This is a genomic window from Escherichia sp. E2562, from assembly GCF_005781075.1.
Classification (GTDB): domain Bacteria; phylum Pseudomonadota; class Gammaproteobacteria; order Enterobacterales; family Enterobacteriaceae; genus Escherichia.
Window position 1 is genome coordinate 85104 of the sequence record NZ_VATM01000005.1, and the last position, 20324, is coordinate 105427.

Below are 20324 nucleotides of genomic sequence, written 5' to 3' on the forward strand. Positions count from 1 at the left end.
AGCACCGGAGATAAATATTAAGCAAAGCGAATCTTCATTACCTGATCTGGCAAGCGAAGCTGCTCAACAAGAAGAACAAAGTAACAAAGGCAAATCCGTCAAGGAACGTGGTGCCAATTACGTTACCGAGTCCGCCCAACAGGGCTTTGAGAACCTGACTCCAGAAGCGCTTGAATCCCAGGCGAGAAGCTATCTGCAAGGGCAAATCACATCATCCGCACAGTCTTATATCGAAGGTGCGCTTTCTCCTTATGGTAAAGTTCGCTCTAACCTTTCCATCGGTCAGGATGGCGATCTGGACGGCAGTTCAATCGACTATTTTGTCCCCTGGTATGATAATCAGAGTACGGTCTATTTCAGTCAGTTTTCTGCGCAACGAAAAGAAGATCGAACGATAGGTAATATAGGTTTAGGCGTAAGACATAATTTTGATAAATGGCTTCTGGGGGGGAATATATTTTATGATTATGATTTCACCCGTGGACATCGCCGTTTAGGCTTAGGAACAGAAGCCTGGACGGATTATTTAAAATTTTCTGGTAACTATTATCATCCGCTTTCAGACTGGAAAGATTCAAAAGATTTTGATTTCTATTTAGAACGACCCGCACGTGGCTGGGATATCCGGGCTGAAGCCTGGTTACCTTCTTATCCGCAGCTGGGGGGCAAAATTGTTTTCGAGCAATATTATGGTGACGAAGTGGCGCTCTTCGGCACCGATAATTTAGAAAAAGATCCCTATGCAGTGACGCTCGGCGTGAACTATCAACCCGTTCCGTTACTGACGGTCGGGACAGACTATAAAGCAGGTACCGGAGATAACAGTGATCTTAGTGTTAACGCCACGATTAACTATCAGTTCGGTGTTCCGCTAAAAGATCAACTGAATAGCGATAACGTCAAAGTTGCTCACTCGCTGATGGGCAGTCGCCATGACTTCGTCGAACGTAATAACTTTATCGTGCTGGAATACAAAGAAAAAGACCCACTTGATGTCACCTTGTGGCTTAAAGCAGACGCCACCAATGAGCACCCGGAATGCGTGATTAAAGACACGCCAGAGGAAGCGGTTGGCCTGGAAAAATGTAAATGGACCATCAACGCGCTGATCAACCACCATTACAAAATTGTCGCCGCCTCGTGGCAGGCGAAAAATAACGCTTCCCGCACGCTGGTCATGCCTGTTGTTAAAGCGAATACCATCACTGAAGGTAACAACAACCACTGGAATCTGGTGCTGCCAGCCTGGCAGTACAGCTCCGATCCTGCCGACCAGGAAAAACTCAATACCTGGCGCGTGCGTCTGGCGCTGGAAGATGAAAAGGGTAATCGGCAGAATTCCGGTGTGGTGGAAATCACCGTGCAGCAGGATCGTAAAATTGAGCTGATCGTCAACAACATCGCAGATGTGCCGGATGAGAACAATCACAGCCACGAAGCCAGCGCCCAGGCAGACGGCGTCGATGGCGTGGTGATGGATCTCGACGTCACCGATAGCTTTGGGGATGACACTGACCGCAACGGCAATGCTCTGCCAGTAGATAACCTTTCGCCGCAGCTTTACGATGCGCAGGATAAAAAAGTTACGCTCACCAATAAACCCTGTTCAACCGAGAATCCCTGCGTCTTTATCGCTAAGCAGGATAAAGAAAAAGGCACCGTTACGCTCTCCAGTACGCTACCCGGTACTTTCCGCTGGAAAGCGAGAGCCGCGCCGTATGACGACAGTAACTATGTAGATGTGACTTTCCTCGGCGCGGGGGGCAATGATGTTAATGCCTTTATCTACCGTGTATCTGCGACTAACCCTGTCAATCTTATCGGCAATGAGAAAGAGCATTTGCCTGTTGATAATGCCTATCGCTTTGTCTTGTGGCGCGATGTCAACAACGATGGCGTTTTCCAGCAGTCGGAAAAACTGACGGAAGAGGAAATGGCGCAATACGACTACCAGTGGGAGTTTACCGGGCACAGCGTCAATGGCTATACAGGTGCGCAATCGAATACCAGTAATGAAGATATTGTCATCCCTGCGACAAACGAAGAGGCCGTACAGAAATTTGGTGCCCAAAAAGAAGATGGCGTGCAGGGGTATGGATTACGTGTGGTTTACAGCAAGCACTAGATCGGCGTAATGGCCGATCGGCCAGTCGCTGGATATTAATCAAGGAGAGAATTGAATGAACAATCATTTAACGCGGCCGTTGACGAAAGTCGCGCTAGCGCTGGCTTTAGCGGGGTACTGTGCAGTGCCTGTCGCAATGGCTGAAGGGCAGGGCAATCTTAGAGCTGGGCAGTGGCAATCAGAATCACAAAGTACCGGCACCATTCAGGGGACCGTGCCGTGGATCACCAGAAGTGCTTCAGAGATAGCGGATGCTGATAAATCACATGTCACTATTGATATTGATCGTGGTAGCCGCACGGTCACAACGGACGGTGATAAGCAGTTTCATGTGGGGGACACACTGACAGCCAACTGGGCGATTGGTGATACTCAGGGGGACCTTGATGACAATAACACAGCGACTAAAGCAACCCTCCAGTGGATGAGTTATAGCGACCAGTCAGGAGCAGATCCTAAAGAGATTGGTACCGTAGGGAGCGATACATATACCATCGCGGCTGCGGATGCTGATCGATACATAGGTTTGAAAATCACGCCGACTACCACTACCGGTGATCCGAATGTTGCGGATGAGGTGGTGATGCTTGATCTTTCCACCAATGCGGGCGGTGGTTCTGACAGCGATGATATTCCGGAAGGTCCGGTATTTGATGATGCCGTTCACGTCGTAATTCACGAAAAAGACATCAATACGAATCTGTTGGGTAAAACGACGAAACTCAAAACTAATACCACTTATCAAGTCATGTTGTGGAAAGATAAAAACAACAACAGTACTTATGATGCAGGCGAAGAGGTTACCAGCCAGTACAACTATCGCTGGCGCTTTACCGGAACCAGCCTCCAGTTGGGCACAGCCGGTGGTCTTGTTAATCCGACTTACAACAACAGCGACCTGGTTATCCCTGTTACCAACGCCGAAGCGAAAACCGCGTTCGATTTTGCCGGAAGTGGCGTTGTCCTCGGCAACGATGGCGTTCAGGGCTACGGCTTATCTATCGACTACCAGAGAAAATAATCGTTACCAGCACCATTCCCGCCAGGGAATGGTGCTTTTCCGCGCACTTTGCTTAGCCAGCGTTAAGCAAAGTGGGTTGAGGTGAAAACGCAACTTTTAACGGGCAGGTTTCAATCATGGACGGGGCTTTGAAACTAATAAAAGTAATAACGGCGATTTTATTGCTATCCCTGACCTTGCCTGCAATGGCCGTGTTAAAAGGGGGACAGTGGCAACAATCAAGTGCTTCAACTGATGCTATAAATGGCACCGTTCCCTTTGCAGATAGCGCCAGTGTACCCGTCTATCAAGGAAGTGTTCAGCTTGATCCCACTGTGGAGCATGATATTGCTAATACAGCTATGCCCGGTAATTTCAGCATTGAGGCCAGCGCAACGAGCATGATTTTAACCAACCCGCGCGACAATGAAGGTGACATATTCAACAGTCCGCCATTACTGCGCTGGGAAGATCAAATGTTGCCAGCCGTCACCCTTATCTGGGCAGACGCCGCTACGCCCGATGTGCCGCTCACCCCACAACCACGTCCTGATCGTTCCTTTTGTGTACAAAACCTGGCGGGTCATAAACTGGTGGCGATTCCGCAGTTTGATCCAGACAAAACGCTCCCAACATTGGATCTCTTTACCCTTACAGGCGTACCTAATCAGGGAACGGTGTTACTTAATGAAAAACGGGTCACGTTAAATATTGCCAGCGCAGTGGGTGATCTGGTTACTGTCAGTGCCAGTGACTATGATGAAACACTAAACGCGGCTAAAACTACCGTTGGCAACTCAATCACTTTAACCGTAACGACCAAAGATTGTCAGGGTAATACGGCAGGTAATATACCTTTTATTATCAAACGTAAAGATGCGGTAAACCGGCAGAATGTTGTGAATAACACCGGTCCAGTAAGACTCGGGAGTACAGAGTTAACGACTACAGCTACGGAATATCGTGGTACTACCGATGCCAATGGCACCGCTACTGTTACGGTAACGCAGGCGAATGGTCCCGGTGTAAAAACGCCCCTGGTTGTCAGTCTTTCTGGCATTACGCAAAGCAGCGAAACGGCGGTGATCTTTACCGTTCTCACCAGCCCGGATGTCCCGCAGGCTAATATGTGGGGCCATATGGCAGAAACGTTAAAGGCGATGCAATACACCTTCAGCCGTCCGAAACTGGCAGCAGAAGTGGATAATGAAGCGGGTACAGTCATCGATCATAACGAAACATGGTCAACCTTCACCTGGAGTGGTGCAGATAACCACTGCGACATTCTGCCTGGTATGCGGCAGTTTGGTGCGATGAAAACCGTCATTCCTACTTCAGTGCAAGAAGTCGTCGGTTGGCCAATGCAGGGAGATTATTACTGGTCTTCGCTGGCAGGGACCTCCGGGAAGCATCATGCCGCAGATGTTACGAACCATAGCGAAGCACAGCAAGCAGATAGTACGAAGTATCTGGTGAGTTGTGTGGACAAAGACGCACCGGAGGTTGATCCCGAACTGGTGCTGACCCCCGAAAACTATGATGAGAGTTTGCAGGCAGTAAAAGTTCCGGTGGGTGAAGATACACTCATGCGCCTGACCATTACTGATAAAAAAAATAATAATCAGCCGCTGGCTTACTACTATTTCTCACTTCATTTAGATGATGGAATTAACCGTAAAAATCAATCCGATCCCACGTGGGAAGCGCATCCAGTACATATTTCCGGCGACTCGAATTTACACCAGATTGATGCACACAACTATGAAGGCATAACCGACTTTAACGGTCAGGCTACGCTTACACTTTCGCAACCAGACGGTGCTGGTGTTAAAACGCATATCACCGCGACAATGCGCAGCAACTTTGCTGCATCGGATGAGAAGGACGTGATTTTTACAGTTATCACCAGTCCGGACAGCGATCAGGCCCGGATGTGGGGGCATATGGCAAGAGGGATTATTTCCGATGGGAATATCTATAAACGCCCACTGCTGGCAGATGAAACGGCGCATGAAGTGGGGGTAATGCGCGAAAACAACGAGGACTGGGCCTTGTTTGATCAAGAGTCCAGTATGCAGAAGGAATGCGGCGTTGGACATATTCCGAGGCAACGTTCTCTTGAGGCTTTATACGTAGCAAATCAAGGAAATGCGATTGGTACTGAGTATGGTTGGCCGACGATAAAACAAGATTACCTCACAGCGGTTGAACAAGCAGATTCACATTCCTCTGTTGCTCTCGATAATGGCTCGGTTACCACTTATTCTGGTTTCAGGCAAAACTATCTCACTTGTTCTGCCAATGATCTCGTGGCTCGTGTCGTGGTAGAAACAGACAAAGATATCTCACCCGGTTCCAATTCTGCTAAAGCGAAGGTGGGTGAAAAAATAACCATGACGGTTCGTACCGTTAACGCGATGAACAATGATACTCCTGTCCCTTTTACCGCATTTACCGTTACCAAAGGGATGAGTCAGAACAGAGCTGGGTTGGTATCTGGTTTTACCGATCCGTCTGGTGGTGCTCTCACAATGAACGGAACCGCCTATGGTACCTCGCAACCATCAGTAATTTATTCAGGTCTTACGGATGCGCAGGGAGTGGCGACAATCGTAATTGAGCAGCCCGCAGGCGTTGGCTTAAGTACACCACTGACAATTACCCCAACTCAATCAGCGGTTCCGAATAATATTGTAAATTACAATGTGACCTTTACCGTGCCAACAAGTCCTGATGTTTCTGTGGCACAAATGTGGGGGCATATGGATGACTCAATTACTGTTGGAACCATGACCTTTAATCGCCCGAAATTAATTCAGGAGGTCAGTGGCGGTCGTAGTCCACAAGTAGAAAATAATGAAAGCTGGGTACGAGTCACTCAGGCGGATATTGAAAACAATGCTGCGGGCGGTTGTGAAAAAAATAAAGTACCACGCAAAAACCAACTTGCTGCGTTGTACAGTGGCAACACTAACAATGCCATTCAGACAGTACACGGTTGGCCGACTCAGCTCCAGGAATACTGGAGTAGCACTCCAGTCGATAAGGTGCCGCATTTTGCGGCAGTCTGGTTAAATAATGGTAATGTACAAAGCAATGTTACCCCTCCTGTTTATATAAGCTGTCTGACTACTGCAAATACTGTTGCCAACAGCATCACGTTAGAAATTGTGGATCCAGCTCAGTGGAATAGTAGCCTCAATGCGGCAAAGCTGAAAAAGGGCGAGACATTACAGGTCAAGGTGACAGTAAAAGACGCCGCGGGTAATCCAATGGCAGATATGCCGTTTATCCTTCAACGTGGTGATGGTTATACCCGTTCAGAGGAACGTCATGTGGCGGGCAGCGGCGATGGCATTGTATCCTCAGTGGTTGTCGATGGCGGCCAGCCTGATGAGATAACGCTGAGCGATACCGCCACGAGCTATATCGCAATGACCGGCAGCGATGGCAGCAAGATCCTCACTATTACCCGTCCGGATACCCACGGCACTAAAACGGCGCTGATCGCAGCGTTGTATTCCGACCCGACCAAAAAAGCCAGCATGGACACCATCTTCACTGTGGTGACCAGCCCGGATAGCGCAAATGCCAAAATGTGGGGCCATATGCCGGAAACGCTAACGGCGGGCGGGCTAACGTTTAAACGTCCTTTGCTGTTCTCGGAACTGAGCGGTTCAGCGGGCAATGTGCGCAAAGGGCCTGAAGAAGACAATGAGATTTGGGCGCTGTTTACCGAAGCGCAGGCTGCTAAAAATACTAAAAATAACGGCTGCGGCGCGGATTTTATCCCGACAAAAGACGCGCTGACTATGTTGTCCGGCAACTGGGGCGGGCATACCGTAGACGGCTGGCCGGTGTTGAAAGTTTATGACTCCAGTACGGCGGATAGCGCCAGCGTGGAAAATCGTAATTATCTCGGCGTACAGCTCAGTAGCGGTACCAGCAGCGTGCTGGAGACGAACGGGGGATACCTGAGTTGTCAGACGACGGCAAATAAGAAAGTGGCGAAAATTGAGCTGACGTCAGAACAAACGGTTAGCGTCGACGGTCTTGATGCAGTAAAAGTCAAAACCAATTATGAAGATGTTCATGAGCAAATGACGTTCAAAGTGACGACCCGTGATGCCCAGGGGAATGTTGTAGGCAACACGCCATTCTTACTGAGTCACGGGAAAACGGTTAGTCGCCAGAATGTCGAGGTGACCGATTATCAGTCCAGACTGATTTCAGTGACAGACCAGTATAATCACCAGGCCTATCTGCTGAACACTGGTGATAATTTTTATGGCACGACCGGGTCGGACGGTACGGCGACGCTGACCATCAACCAGCCCAATACCGGTTTTGGTGAAAGAATACCGATGCAGGCTACGCTGGATGATACCAGCGTAGCTTCCCAGACTTTGAGTGCGATCTTTACGGTTGTGACCAGCCCTGATACGCCGAAAGCGAACTACTGGGGGCATATGTCTGAAACCCTCACGGCAAAAAATGGCAAGGTTTTCAGCCGTCCACTGTTGCAGGCTGAAGCCGCATCAACAGCTACTGTAACGGTAAATAATGAAGTGTGGCCGCGGGTTAACATCACGTCTGCACTGGACGGCAGCAATGGCGGCTGCAAAGACAAATTGCCAGTGATGAACGATCTCCAGTCATTGTATGATGCCTGGCCTGACGGAACGTTACAGACTGCGCAGGGATGGCCTCTCTATTCATCATCACCTTTGTTCTGGTCGCGTAATGTGAAATCAAGCGCCGGAACTACCACGCCTTTGTATCAATATATGAATCTCAAAACGGGCGAAGCCGGCGCGACGTCGAGTACGTCCAACACCTATTCGCAGGTGTGCCTGGAGACAGCGGAACCGATTGGCAGCGTGACCTTTATGCCTACAGCGGAAAACTGGGACAGTACGCTGTCTGCCGGAAAAGCGAAGGTGGGAGAAGCGCTGCCTGTGACGGTAACGGTAACCCATACGGATGGTTCGCCTGCGGCGTATGAGTCGGTGGGGATCCAGCGTGGCATCAGCACGCAACGAGACGGTACGACAATCGGGAGTTCCTCTACTTTCGATGATCTTGTGCTGGATGAATTTAATCCGGCGGAAACCATGACATCCAGCATCCTCAACGGAAGTGCCAACCTTAACTATCTGCTCTTGCAAACGGATGCTCAGGGGCAGGTCACCTTTAAGCTCCATCAGGATCAATCAACCGGCCTGAAAACCCCGATGAGCGCGACGGCGTTTGGGCACGCCAATAAACCTATAGCACCGCTGGACGTTATCTTTACCGTTATCACCAGCCCGAACAGCGACAAAGCGCATATGTGGGGCCATATGCCGGAAACGGTCACCGCGGCTGACGGTACGGAATTTGAACGACCCAAACTGTGGGCTGAAATGGGTGCCACCAGCGGTGCGGGTAAAACGCTCACTAAAGTGAAGCTTAATAATGAAGACTGGCCTGCACCACATTCCTCGCAGAGAGGCGATGCGGGGGGAACCGATCCGTGTGAAGAAGCGCGCCACCCTTCGCTGGACGAACTTAAATCGTTATACGCTCGCTACCCTAATGGCACTATCGTGAAAGAGATTGGTTGGCCAGTGAAGCAGAGCGGTTATGCGTGGTGGACCAATGCAACCTGTCCAGCGAAAGAAGGGTCCACTGTTTGTGAAGCAATAGATCTGTACACGGGGCTACTGGCATCAGGGAAAACTTGGGCCTATGAGGCGTGCCTGGTGCATCCACACTCGACGGTTTCTGCCGTGACGCTGACCTCGACGACGTTTGATTCTGCTCATCAGGCGGCGGTGGCAAAAAAAGGCGATGCCATGCCGGTGATGGTTACGGTGAAAGACAGTTCCGGAAGAGCGGTGCCGAACGTGGCCTTTATGTTACACCGCGGCGATGCTGCGCCGCGTAACAGCGGGGCGACGTTGTCGCCTGCAAATGGAGTTAGTGTAGCGGAAATGGATGATATCACCATCCAGCCATCATCAGGAGTGGCTACTCGGTTGGCTGCAAGTGGGGACGAGATCAGTGGCGTGACAGGTGCAGACGGCACGGCAAGCTTTACTGTTCGTCAGGACAATACGCCGGGTTATAAAACGCCGCTGACAGTAACGCTGGATAATTACCCAACATTGACAGCAACGATGGACACTATTTTCACCGTATTAACCAGTCCCAATGTTTCTTCCGCGCACTTCTGGGGACATATGGCAGACTCGGTAGTGGTGAATGGCAAAACATTACATCGACCTTTGCTGAAAACAGAATTACCTGCTGGTGCGGTTGCTGTGTTGGCTCCAAATGTGGTCAACGAAACCTGGGCGTTGGGACACAGAGTTGATTCAGCCAAATGGGATATAGCAAAGCAGTGTGGAAGTATGAGCAATGCGCCAACGTACAGTGAGTTAGAAACGCTGCACACAAGTTTTAGCTCGTTGGGGTGGCCTTCAATTACGCCAAGCTATCCCTATTTATCCTCCGAGCAATGCGGAATGTTTGAAGACACGGGGACGCAGGATTGTAGTGTAGTTCTGCAAAATAAGGCAGGTCTAATCGCCTGCTTTCAGTGATGGCATGGTTGTATCTGGTGCTGACATGGTGATATTGCCGGATGCGATGCTGGCGCATCTTGCCCGACCTACGGATTAGCCGCTTTTTTGCGTGGTTTGCGGGTTTTCGTCACGTTGCTCACTACGCTTACCACAATGCCATCATTTAAACGCGTGGTCATCGTATCGCCCGCTTTTACCTGTTTCACCTGCTTTAACACCGCGCCATCTGCGGCGCTGGTGACGCTATAGCCGCGCGCCAGCGTTGACAGTGGGCTAACCGCTTCCAGATGCGTCACCGCATTACCGAAACGTTCACGCGTGGCGCTAAGCTGCGCGCGCAGGGTTTCAGCCAGGCGATATTCCAGTTGCTGAATACGCGTTTGCGCGCGATGAATCTTCGGCTGTGGATTTTGCTGATTCAGTCGCTGTGTTAACCGCACCTGTTGCTGTCCGGCACGTTTAAGCTGATTTTCCAGCGCAAAGCTCATCCGCTTTTGTAGACGTTCGAGTGTAGTCTGCTGACGTGCCAGCCGGAGCTGCGGATGCTGTTGCTGTAATCGGTGATGGATCTGCGTAAAGCGACGCGTGCGGTTGGCGAGATAATAATCCATCGCCATTTCCAGCCGCTGCTGCGCAGACTGCACCTGGCGCAGTAACTCCTGCTGATTACGGCTCACCACTTCAGCGGCAGCCGACGGAGTTGGTGCTCGTAAATCGGCAACGAAATCGGCAATGGTCACATCGGTTTCATGTCCAACGGCACTGACAACCGGAATGCGACTGGCAAAAATTGCCCGCGCCACGCGTTCGTCGTTAAAACTCCATAAATCTTCCAGCGAACCGCCACCGCGCCCGACAATTAACACGTCGCACTCGTTGCGCTGATTCGCTAGTTCGATGGCGCGAACAATTTGCCCCGGCGCATCGTCACCCTGTACCGCGGTAGGATAAATAATCACTGGCAATGACGGATCGCGACGTTTAAGCACATGCAAAATATCGTGCAGTGCGGCACCTGTTTTTGAGGTGATGACACCTACACAGTGCGCAGGGGAGGGGAGTCGTTTCTTAAGCTCTTGGTCGAACAAACCTTCAGCCTGCAATTTCGCTTTGAGTTGTTCGTATTTCTGTTGCAACAAACCTTCACCGGCGGGCTGCATACTTTCGACGATAATCTGATAATCGCCGCGTGGCTCATAGAGTGTAATATTGGCGCGAACCAGCACTTGCTGCCCGTGTTGCGGGCGAAAGGCCACCCGGCGGTTGCTGTTGCGGAACATTGCGCAGCGTACCTGGGCGGTATCATCTTTGAGCGTAAAGTACCAGTGACCGGAAGCCGGTTGCGTGAAGTTAGAAATTTCGCCGCTGATCCACACTTGCCCCATCTCCTGCTCAAGCAGCAAACGGACGGTCTGATTCAGGCGACTAACCGTAAAAATTGCGGGGGATTGAGATGGTAACATGTGAGCGAGATCAAATTCTAAATCAGCAGGTTATTCAATCGATAGTAACGTGCTGACCGGGGAGCGCAAGCATTATTTGCAAAAAGGGGTAGATGCAATCGGTTACGCTCTGTATAATGCCGCGGCAATATTTATTAACCACTCTGGTCGAGATATTGCCCATGCTACGTATCGCTAAAGAAGCTCTGACGTTTGACGACGTTCTCCTCGTTCCTGCTCATTCTACCGTTCTGCCGAATACTGCTGACCTCAGCACTCAGCTGACGAAAACTATTCGTCTGAATATTCCTATGCTTTCCGCAGCAATGGATACCGTAACGGAAGCGCGCCTGGCTATTGCTCTGGCTCAGGAAGGCGGTATCGGCTTTATCCACAAAAACATGTCCATTGAACGCCAGGCGGAAGAAGTTCGCCGCGTGAAAAAACACGAATCTGGCGTGGTGACTGACCCGCAGACTGTTCTGCCAACCACGACGCTGCGTGAAGTGAAAGAACTGACCGAGCGTAACGGCTTTGCTGGCTACCCGGTTGTTACCGAAGAAAACGAACTGGTCGGCATCATCACTGGTCGTGACGTGCGTTTTGTCACCGACCTGAGCCAGCCGGTTAGCGTTTACATGACGCCGAAAGAGCGTCTGGTAACTGTGCGTGAAGGCGAAGCCCGTGAAGTTGTGCTGGCAAAAATGCACGAAAAACGCGTTGAAAAGGCGCTGGTGGTTGATGATGAATTCCACCTGATCGGCATGATCACCGTGAAAGACTTCCAGAAAGCGGAACGTAAACCGAACGCCTGTAAAGACGAACAAGGTCGTCTGCGTGTTGGTGCTGCGGTTGGCGCAGGTGCGGGTAACGAAGAGCGTGTTGATGCGCTGGTTGCCGCAGGCGTTGACGTTCTGCTGATCGACTCCTCTCACGGTCACTCTGAAGGCGTTCTGCAGCGTATCCGTGAAACTCGTGCTAAATATCCGGATCTGCAAATCATCGGCGGCAACGTGGCAACAGCTGCGGGTGCACGCGCTCTGGCAGAAGCCGGTTGCAGCGCGGTTAAAGTGGGTATTGGCCCAGGCTCCATCTGTACGACTCGTATCGTTACTGGCGTAGGTGTTCCGCAGATCACTGCCGTTGCTGACGCAGTTGAAGCGCTGGAAGGCACCGGTATTCCGGTTATCGCAGATGGTGGTATTCGCTTCTCCGGCGACATCGCCAAAGCTATCGCCGCAGGTGCAAGCGCGGTGATGGTAGGTTCTATGCTGGCGGGTACTGAAGAATCTCCAGGTGAAATCGAACTCTACCAGGGCCGCTCTTACAAATCTTACCGTGGGATGGGTTCTCTGGGCGCGATGTCCAAAGGTTCCTCTGACCGTTACTTCCAGAGCGACAACGCTGCCGACAAACTGGTTCCGGAAGGTATCGAAGGTCGCGTAGCCTACAAAGGTCGTCTGAAAGAGATCATTCACCAGCAGATGGGCGGCCTGCGCTCCTGTATGGGCCTGACCGGCTGTGGTACTATCGACGAACTGCGTACTAAAGCGGAGTTTGTACGTATCAGCGGTGCGGGTATTCAGGAAAGCCACGTTCACGACGTGACCATCACCAAAGAGTCCCCGAACTACCGTCTGGGCTCCTGATTCTCTTCGCCCGACTTCATGTCGGGCGATTTATATTATCTGTTTCACTTGCCTCGGAATAAGCGTCAATGACGGAAAACATTCATAAGCATCGCATCCTCATTCTGGACTTCGGTTCTCAGTACACTCAACTGGTTGCGCGCCGCGTGCGTGAGCTGGGTGTTTACTGCGAACTGTGGGCGTGGGATGTGACAGAAGCACAAATTCGTGACTTCAACCCAAGCGGCATTATTCTTTCCGGCGGCCCGGAAAGCACCACCGAAGAAAATAGCCCGCGCGCGCCGCAATATGTCTTTGAAGCAGGCGTACCGGTATTCGGCGTTTGCTATGGCATGCAGACCATGGCAATGCAGCTGGGCGGTCATGTTGAAGCCTCCAACGAACGTGAATTTGGTTATGCGCAGGTTGAAGTTCAAACTGATAGTGCGCTGATTCGTGGTATCGAAGATGCGTTAAGCGCAGATGGCAAGCCGCTGCTTGATGTGTGGATGAGCCACGGCGATAAGGTAACAGCAATTCCTGAAGGCTTTGTTACCGTCGCCAGCACCGAAAGCTGCCCATTTGCCATCATGGCTAACGAAGAAAAACGTTTCTATGGTGTTCAGTTCCACCCGGAAGTGACTCATACTCGTCAGGGTATGCGTATGCTGGAGCGTTTTGTGCGCGATATCTGCCAGTGTGAAGCGCTGTGGACGCCAGCTAAAATTATCGACGACGCTGTAGCCCGCATTCGCGAGCAGGTGGGCGACGATAAAGTGATCCTCGGCCTCTCTGGTGGCGTGGATTCTTCCGTTACCGCGATGCTTCTGCATCGTGCAATCGGTAAAAACCTGACTTGTGTATTTGTCGACAACGGTCTGCTGCGTCTGAATGAAGCTGAACAGGTAATGGATATGTTCGGCGATCGTTTCGGTCTGAACATCATTCACGTTCCGGCAGAAGAGCGTTTCCTGGCAGCGCTGGCTGGCGAAAACGATCCAGAAGCAAAACGTAAAATCATCGGGCGCGTTTTCGTTGAAGTATTCGATGAAGAAGCGCTAAAACTGGAAGACGTGAAGTGGCTGGCGCAGGGCACCATCTACCCTGACGTTATCGAATCTGCCGCATCTGCAACCGGTAAAGCACACGTCATCAAATCTCACCACAACGTGGGCGGTCTGCCGAAAGAGATGAAGATGGGCCTGGTTGAACCGCTGAAAGAGCTGTTCAAAGACGAAGTGCGTAAGATTGGTCTGGAGCTGGGCCTGCCATACGACATGCTGTACCGTCACCCGTTCCCGGGACCGGGCCTCGGCGTTCGTGTGCTGGGCGAAGTGAAGAAAGAGTATTGTGACCTGCTGCGCCGTGCTGATGCCATTTTCATTGAAGAACTGCATAAAGCGGATCTGTACGACAAAGTCAGCCAGGCGTTTACTGTCTTCCTGCCGGTACGTTCCGTTGGCGTAATGGGCGATGGTCGTAAATACGACTGGGTTGTCTCTCTGCGTGCTGTCGAAACCATCGACTTTATGACCGCACACTGGGCACATCTGCCGTACGATTTCCTCGGCCGCGTTTCCAACCGTATTATCAATGAAGTGAACGGTATTTCCCGCGTGGTGTATGACATCAGCGGCAAGCCACCAGCTACCATTGAGTGGGAATGATTTAATTCCTGCACTATGAATGAACAAAACCCTCTGTTGCTACAGAGGGTTTTTTATATTGCGGACTAAAGTCAGCAATATAAAAAAGCCTGTAATCCTCACGAATCATAGGCTTGAAGTTACTGACAGCGATTAATTAAACCAACTGTCCGATTTATTCTCTTCTGCTTTACCCACGCTTTTCATCAAATCGCGACCACCTTCTGTCACATTCCTGTTAGCGTCAGCTTCAGATTGCACGACATCAGTTTGCGCGGCTTTGTGCTTCAGCTCCTGATCGATAAATTCGTTCTCGCGCTTAACGCGGGCTTCTTCTTTCGCCAGCGCCAGTTTTTGTTTCTGAATCTCTAAGCTGCGCAGCTCATCTTCATAACTTTGATCGCGTTTTTTATCCGCAGTGGCTTCGGCGTCCAGTTTATCCTGGCGAGCTTTCTTATCCGCTGCTGCTGCCGCCGCTCTTTTATTGGCGGCGGCCTGAGCGTTTGCGCGACGCTGTTTCTCTTGTTGAATTTCACTGTTGCGCTCCGCGACCCATTCGTCATGCTGCCTTTGCTCTTCATTTTTACCTTGCTGTTCCGCTTCTGCGACAGCCGAGAGTTGATCCTGCAATGATGAGGCGGCAGCCGGATAGCTTAAGGAGGCTAAGATGGCGCAAAGAAAAACTTTCTTCATGACTCCTCCTGATTATTAGCTCTTTTCAGGACATTTGGTATTTGGCTGAATACGCGTTTCGTTATACGTCGTGGTAATAACGACAGCTAAACCCGTCGTAAACTGGCATTCTTTACCCACCTGTGTGGATGTATACACTTTGGTGCCTTCCTTATAAGTTAAAGAAACACCTTCCACTAAGGTTTTATCATTCACCATAGAACCTGCTGCTGCGCCTACAGCTCCGCCGCCAACTGCACCTGCCGTCGTTCCGGAATTACTGCCAGACCCGACGTTGTGGCCGATAACGCCGCCAGCGACTGCGCCAATAAGTGCGCCGAAGGCTTGTGCGTTCCGTTTATTTTGGGAGTTGTCTACGGCAACTTTTGCGGGAAGAATGGAAATGATATTAACGGTTTTAGTTTCTTGCTTGGTATTCAGTTGATCAGTTTGATAAACATCGGCGGCATGATCGTCAGCATTTGATTGGCATCCTGCCAACATGAATGACGCTAAAATTGCCACAGGCAGAAGACATTTTTTAAATTTCATCACTATTCCTTGTTATAGACTTTACGAAAAACAAGACATTTAAGATCATCGAAAGAGGAAAGTAAATGTATAGACTATGAAGGAATAGATTAAATTTATTTAAATTCATTGAATAAATATATATGCATTAACGCATAATAAAAACATATATATTATGTCTAATATACATTGCGTCTTATTGCAGAATGATTCGAAATCAGAACAAAGATGTAAAAATTTAGATAAATAAATGCCTGCCGCTTTGATAACAACAAAGAGCAACCGTATCTGACAGCATTGAGCCGTCTTGTTCAGTAAAGGTGACGAAGGTAACCGCTAACGTTGTACCGGGGATTCGATAGAGAATGTGGATTGCTGAGCTTCTTTTTTGCTCTGATGATGCTGCCAGGCGCCAACGGAGGAGTAGATAAAGCGGCCAAAGAAGAAGAGAAAGCTGATAAGCAATACGATACGAGTCATGCGACTGTTAAATCGGTGTCGTTTTCGCATACTGGTTGGCTGACTCACAAAGGGTTCCTCAAGGTATGTCCATGCCATGGACGGTACTTACATTAAGGCATACCCGGGCGCAATGGTCAATTGTTCATTATGTAAAAAAGCGTCAGTTGATACATATTTTAATGTTATGGAAGTTAATTTAATTATTTACAATAATGATGTAATAATGACGGGTTAACATGATAAACGTAATAATTCATTGAACAGGGTAATTTTGTTTGATATATATCAATTGGAACTTTCATATGACAATTAGAATCAATGCTCCTTAATTGCGATGAATAATCATCCATCGAAGTCAGGTGGGATGCCTGTCTGAATACACCCTTTCAGGATGTAAGGGGTTCTGCTGAGCATCTATGAAACTGAATGCAACTTATATAAATATACGTGATAAATGGTGGGGGCTTCCGCTGATCCTGCCGTCTATAATCTTGCCTGTTTTTGCCCATATAAATACGTACGCACATATTTCTTCTGGTGAAGTTTTTCTCTTTTATCTGCCGCTAGCGCTGATGATCAGTATGATGATGTTTTTTAGCTGGGCAGCATTGCCAGGTATTGCTTTAGGGATTTTTATTCGCAAGTATGCCGAGCTTGGTTTTTATGAAACGCTCTCGTTAACGGTTAATTTCATTATCATTATCATTCTTTGTTGGGGCGGCTACAGGGTGTTTACTCCCCGACGTAACAACGTTTCACATGGCGATACCCGCTTAATTTCCCAGCGCATTTTTTGGCAGATTGTTTTCCCTGCAACGTTGTTTCTGGTGCTCTTCCAGTTTGCGGCGTTTGTAGGTTTACTGGCGAACAGAACAAATCTGGTTGGCGTCATGCCCTTTAATCTGGGAACCTTAATTAATTATCAGGCTTTGCTGGTGGGTAATCTGATAGGCGTCCCGCTTTGCTACTTCATCGTTCGTTCTGTACGAAATCCATTTTATTTGCGAAGCTATTATTCTCAATTAAAACAACAGATTGACAGTAAAGTTACAAAAAAAGAGTTCGCGCTGTGGTTGCTTGCTCTGGGCGCATTGTTATTTCTGCTATGTATGCCTTTAAATGAAAAAAGCACAATTTTCAGCACCAACTATACCTTGTCGTTATTGCTGCCGCTGATGATGTGGGGAGCGATGCGTTATGGCTACAAGCTGATCTCGTTGCTCTGGGCAATAGTGCTGATGATCAGTATCCATAGCTACCAGAATTATATTCCCCTTTATCATGGGTATACCACTCAACTAACCATAACCTCCTCCAGCTATCTGGTATTTTCTTTTATCGTCAATTACATGGCGGTTCTGGCAACGCGTCAACGAGCGGTGACCAAACGCATTCAGCGGCTGGCTTACGTGGACCCGGTTGTTCATCTGCCGAATATTCGAGCTTTGAATCGCGCGCTGCGTGATGCGCCCTGGTCCGCGCTATGTTTTTTACGCATTCCCGGTATGGAAATGCTGGTAAAGAACTATGGCATCATGCTGCGTATCCAATACAAACAAAAGCTTTCACATTGGCTGGCACCTTTACTGGAACCCGGAGAAGACGTTTATCAGCTTTCTGGCAATGATCTCGCGCTGCGACTGAATACAGAGTCTCACCAGGAGCGCATTATCGCATTGGATAACCATCTTAAGCAGTTTCGTTTCTTTTGGGATGATATGCCATTGCAACCACAGATTGGCGTCAGCTATTGCTATGTCCGTTCGCCAGTGAATCATATTTATTTGCTGTTAGGCGAGCTAAGTACGGTTGCTGAACTCTCAATAGTGACTAATACCCCGGAAAATATGCAGCGTCGCGGGGCAATGTATCTGCAGCGAGAATTAAAAGACAAAGTGGCAATGATGAATCGGCTACAGCAGGCGCTTGAGCACGACGATTTTTGCCTTATGGCCCAGCCAATTACTGGAGTGCGCGGCGATATCTATCATGAAATTTTGCTGCGTATGCGAGGGGAGAATGATGAACTCATCAATCCTGATAATTTCTTGCCGGTTGCGCATGAATTTGGCTTATCGTCCAGTATCGACATGTGGGTCATCGAACATACATTGCAATTTATGGCGGAAAATAAAGAGAAAATGCCCGCCCAACGATTTGCGATTAATTTGTCGCCAACTTCAGTTTGTCAGGCCCGCTTTCCTGTTAAAATTAGTAAGTTATTAGCGAAATACCAAATAGAGGCGTGGCAGCTTATCTTTGAAGTCACCGAAAGTAATGCCCTTACCAATGTTAAGCAGGCACAGAATACGTTACAACATCTTCAGGAGTTAGGATGCCAGATTGCTATTGATGATTTCGGCACCGGATACGCAAGTTATGCGCGGCTAAAAAATGTGAATGCCAATTTATTAAAAATTGATGGCAGCTTCATCCGTAATATTGCCTCGAATAGTCTGGATTACCAGATAGTGGCATCGATTTGTCATCTGGCACGAATGAAGAAAATGCAAGTGGTTGCGGAGTATGTTGAAAATGAAGAGATTCGCAAAGCCGTACACTCTTTGGGTATTGATTACCTGCAAGGCTTTTTGATTGGTGAACCGCAGCCGTTAATTGCGATTACGGCTGAAAGAGAACCTGTTCGAGAAAGCGCGTAATTCATTTGGGCCAACGCAACAGGTTGGCCCGTTTTCATTTCATATTAAGCCGCGATTTCCGGCGTGCTTTCTTCTTCAATTTTTAACCGCCAGCCACTCACGCCTTCCCAGTATTCTTGCTCCTTTTCCAGATCAAGCAATACCAGCGCGTTCTGGCTAAACCAGTCATGCGGAAAACGTAACGTCCAGTGGCTATCATCAGTAATCAGAGTCAATGTCGGCGGTGTTGTGGTTGCCTGACGTTGATTGTTAAGTAATACGCCAAGACGCAACAGTTGAATTAACGGCAGGAACTGTTTTTTCTTAAACAGCGTAAAGCGTGGCAAATCGTCGAGCTTAATCGCTTTACGATGATAACGCACCAGCGTCGCCATCATCAGTTGTTGTTCCTGATTAAACCCTGGCAAGTCGCTGTTTTGCAGGATATACGCCGAATGGCGATGAAGGCCGCTATGATTAATGCTTAATCCGACCTCATGCAGCATGGCGGCCCAGCGCAGTAATGCTTCCAGTTGTGGATGAGCCAGCTTCGGTTGCTGTTCCCGCCATTGTTCGTACATTTGCATAGTTGTGTCGAGCACCCGTCGGGCCTGTTCACTGTCAATGTGATACTGGTTGGCCAGACTGCTGGCGGTGCGGCTACGCACATCCTGATGGCGGAAACGTCCTTCCATTTCATACAAAACGCCTTCACGCAGCGCCCCGTCAGAAAGCCGCAGTTCACGAATAGCTAAGGCATCAAATACACCACACAAAATAGCCAGACCAGGAACAAAAACTGTTTTACGTTCTTCCGAAAGACCCGGCAAACTTAACGCCGAGAAGTTACGATGCCGTAAAACCTCTTTCACCAGTTTATCGAGGCGCTCTGGTGTGATGATGCCGTCTTTCTCGCCCATTTCCAGCAACACTTCGTGGGCGGCTTTAATGGTGCCGGAAGCCCCCATAGCAACGTTCCAGCCCTGAATACGGAATTGCCAGGTTAATGTTTCCAGTTTTTGTGCAGCCGCCATGCGTGCGCGCTGAAAATTCTCTTTATTGATGACCCCGCCCGGAAAATAAAGCTGGGCAAAGCTAACGCAACCCATCCGGCGGCTTTCGACGAGAATCGGTTCGAAATTTTCTCCAATTACCAGCTCCGTTGAGCCGCCGCCAATATCAATAACCAGTTTGCGACCTTTTTCCGGCTGGGTATGTTCCACACCCATAAAAATCAGACGAGCCTCTTCGTTGCCGGAAATAATTTCAATCGGATAGGGAATAACCTTTTCGGCGCGTTTCAGAAAATCAGTAGCGTTCAGCGCCTGACGCAGTGTATGTGTCCCGACAATGCAGACACTAGAGGGAGAGAAACCTTGCAAGCGCTCGGCAAACAGCGACAGACAGCTTAAACCGCGCGTCATCGCCTCCTCACTCAACATATTATCTGGCCCCAGACCATCTGCCAGGTGTACCCGTTGTTTCAGGCGGCCAATAATCTGCATGGCGCCATCCACCACACGGGCAATAACCATGTGGAAACTGTTTGAACCAAGATCGACCGCAGCAAACTCCTGCGGGCGAGGGGATTTGTCGTGTATTGGCATAGG

General features: G+C 49.4%; 11 protein-coding genes and 1 pseudogene. 7 read left to right on the forward strand and 5 right to left on the reverse strand.

Going from position 1 to position 20324, the window contains the following annotated elements:
• The 3 genes and pseudogenes from sinH to FEK43_RS09345 all read left to right on the forward strand — a co-directional run.
• Positions 1–2125 (forward strand): annotated as a pseudogene (gene sinH, locus FEK43_RS09335) (intimin-like inverse autotransporter SinH); the annotation flags it as partial.
• A 55-nt stretch (positions 2126–2180) separates the two neighbouring features.
• Entirely contained in the window at positions 2181–3146 is a 966-nt protein-coding gene (locus FEK43_RS09340; protein WP_131162108.1) for a SinI family autotransporter-associated protein, read from the forward strand.
• Positions 3147–3262: 116 nt separating this feature from the next.
• Entirely contained in the window at positions 3263–9712 is a 6450-nt protein-coding gene (locus tag FEK43_RS09345; RefSeq protein WP_138158516.1) for a DUF823 domain-containing adhesin, read from the forward strand.
• A 68-nt stretch (positions 9713–9780) separates the two neighbouring features.
• Here the strand turns inward: FEK43_RS09345 and xseA are convergent, their stop codons facing one another.
• Positions 9781–11157 (reverse strand): exodeoxyribonuclease VII large subunit, encoded by a 1377-nt coding sequence (xseA, locus tag FEK43_RS09350; RefSeq protein ID WP_135407539.1) that lies wholly within the window; start codon positions 11155–11157, stop codon positions 9781–9783.
• 161 nt (positions 11158–11318) lie between these two features.
• Here xseA and guaB point away from each other — a divergent pair, with 161 nt between their 5' ends.
• Together guaB and guaA are read left to right on the forward strand one after the other, a co-directional pair.
• Positions 11319–12785: an IMP dehydrogenase gene (guaB, locus tag FEK43_RS09355; protein WP_001296289.1), complete on the forward strand. Its 1467-nt coding sequence runs from the start codon at positions 11319–11321 to the stop codon at positions 12783–12785.
• A 68-nt stretch (positions 12786–12853) separates the two neighbouring features.
• Positions 12854–14431: a glutamine-hydrolyzing GMP synthase gene (gene guaA, locus FEK43_RS09360; RefSeq protein WP_135407537.1), complete on the forward strand. Its 1578-nt coding sequence runs from the start codon at positions 12854–12856 to the stop codon at positions 14429–14431.
• Positions 14432–14563: 132 nt separating this feature from the next.
• Here guaA and FEK43_RS09365 read toward each other — a convergent pair whose 3' ends face one another.
• The 3 genes from FEK43_RS09365 to FEK43_RS09375 form a co-directional block, all read right to left on the reverse strand.
• On the reverse strand, positions 14564–15103 hold the full coding sequence (locus FEK43_RS09365) for a DUF5384 family protein (RefSeq protein WP_138158518.1): 540 nt from the start codon (positions 15101–15103) through the stop codon (positions 14564–14566).
• A gap of 15 nt (positions 15104–15118) precedes the next feature.
• Positions 15119–15637 carry a glycine zipper 2TM domain-containing protein gene (locus FEK43_RS09370; protein WP_165382790.1) on the reverse strand — a complete coding sequence of 173 codons (519 nt, stop codon included), beginning with the start codon at positions 15635–15637 and terminating at the stop codon, positions 15119–15121.
• Positions 15638–15949: 312 nt separating this feature from the next.
• The gene (locus FEK43_RS09375) at positions 15950–16141 is read right to left on the reverse strand and encodes a YfgG family protein (protein ID WP_165383277.1); all 192 of its coding nucleotides are present in this window, start codon (positions 16139–16141) and stop codon (positions 15950–15952) included.
• A gap of 28 nt (positions 16142–16169) precedes the next feature.
• Between FEK43_RS09375 and FEK43_RS22820 the strand changes: the two genes are divergently transcribed.
• Both FEK43_RS22820 and FEK43_RS09380 read left to right on the forward strand, forming a co-directional pair.
• Complete coding sequence (locus FEK43_RS22820) at positions 16170–16310, forward strand: hypothetical protein (RefSeq protein ID WP_165383276.1); 141 nt, start codon at positions 16170–16172, stop codon at positions 16308–16310.
• Positions 16311–16491: 181 nt separating this feature from the next.
• Positions 16492–18735, forward strand: a complete 2244-nt coding sequence (locus tag FEK43_RS09380) for a sensor domain-containing phosphodiesterase (protein WP_135407535.1) — start codon at positions 16492–16494, stop codon at positions 18733–18735.
• 44 nt (positions 18736–18779) lie between these two features.
• Here FEK43_RS09380 and ppx read toward each other — a convergent pair whose 3' ends face one another.
• Positions 18780–20321 carry an exopolyphosphatase gene (gene ppx / locus FEK43_RS09385; RefSeq protein ID WP_130207475.1) on the reverse strand — a complete coding sequence of 514 codons (1542 nt, stop codon included), beginning with the start codon at positions 20319–20321 and terminating at the stop codon, positions 18780–18782.
• Positions 20322–20324: the final 3 nt, after the last annotated feature.

Coding starts and splice junctions, on each gene's coding strand:
- FEK43_RS09345 (WP_138158516.1), top strand. CDS start 3,263: ATGGACGGGGCTTTGAAACTAATAAAAGTAATAACGGCGATTTTATTG.
- ppx (WP_130207475.1), bottom strand. CDS start 20,321: ATGCCAATACACGACAAATCCCCTCGCCCGCAGGAGTTTGCTGCGGTC.
- guaA (WP_135407537.1), top strand. CDS start 12,854: ATGACGGAAAACATTCATAAGCATCGCATCCTCATTCTGGACTTCGGT.
- FEK43_RS22820 (WP_165383276.1), top strand. CDS start 16,170: ATGGACGGTACTTACATTAAGGCATACCCGGGCGCAATGGTCAATTGT.
- guaB (WP_001296289.1), top strand. CDS start 11,319: ATGCTACGTATCGCTAAAGAAGCTCTGACGTTTGACGACGTTCTCCTC.
- FEK43_RS09380 (WP_135407535.1), top strand. CDS start 16,492: ATGAAACTGAATGCAACTTATATAAATATACGTGATAAATGGTGGGGG.
- FEK43_RS09365 (WP_138158518.1), bottom strand. CDS start 15,103: ATGAAGAAAGTTTTTCTTTGCGCCATCTTAGCCTCCTTAAGCTATCCG.
- FEK43_RS09340 (WP_131162108.1), top strand. CDS start 2,181: ATGAACAATCATTTAACGCGGCCGTTGACGAAAGTCGCGCTAGCGCTG.
- xseA (WP_135407539.1), bottom strand. CDS start 11,157: ATGTTACCATCTCAATCCCCCGCAATTTTTACGGTTAGTCGCCTGAAT.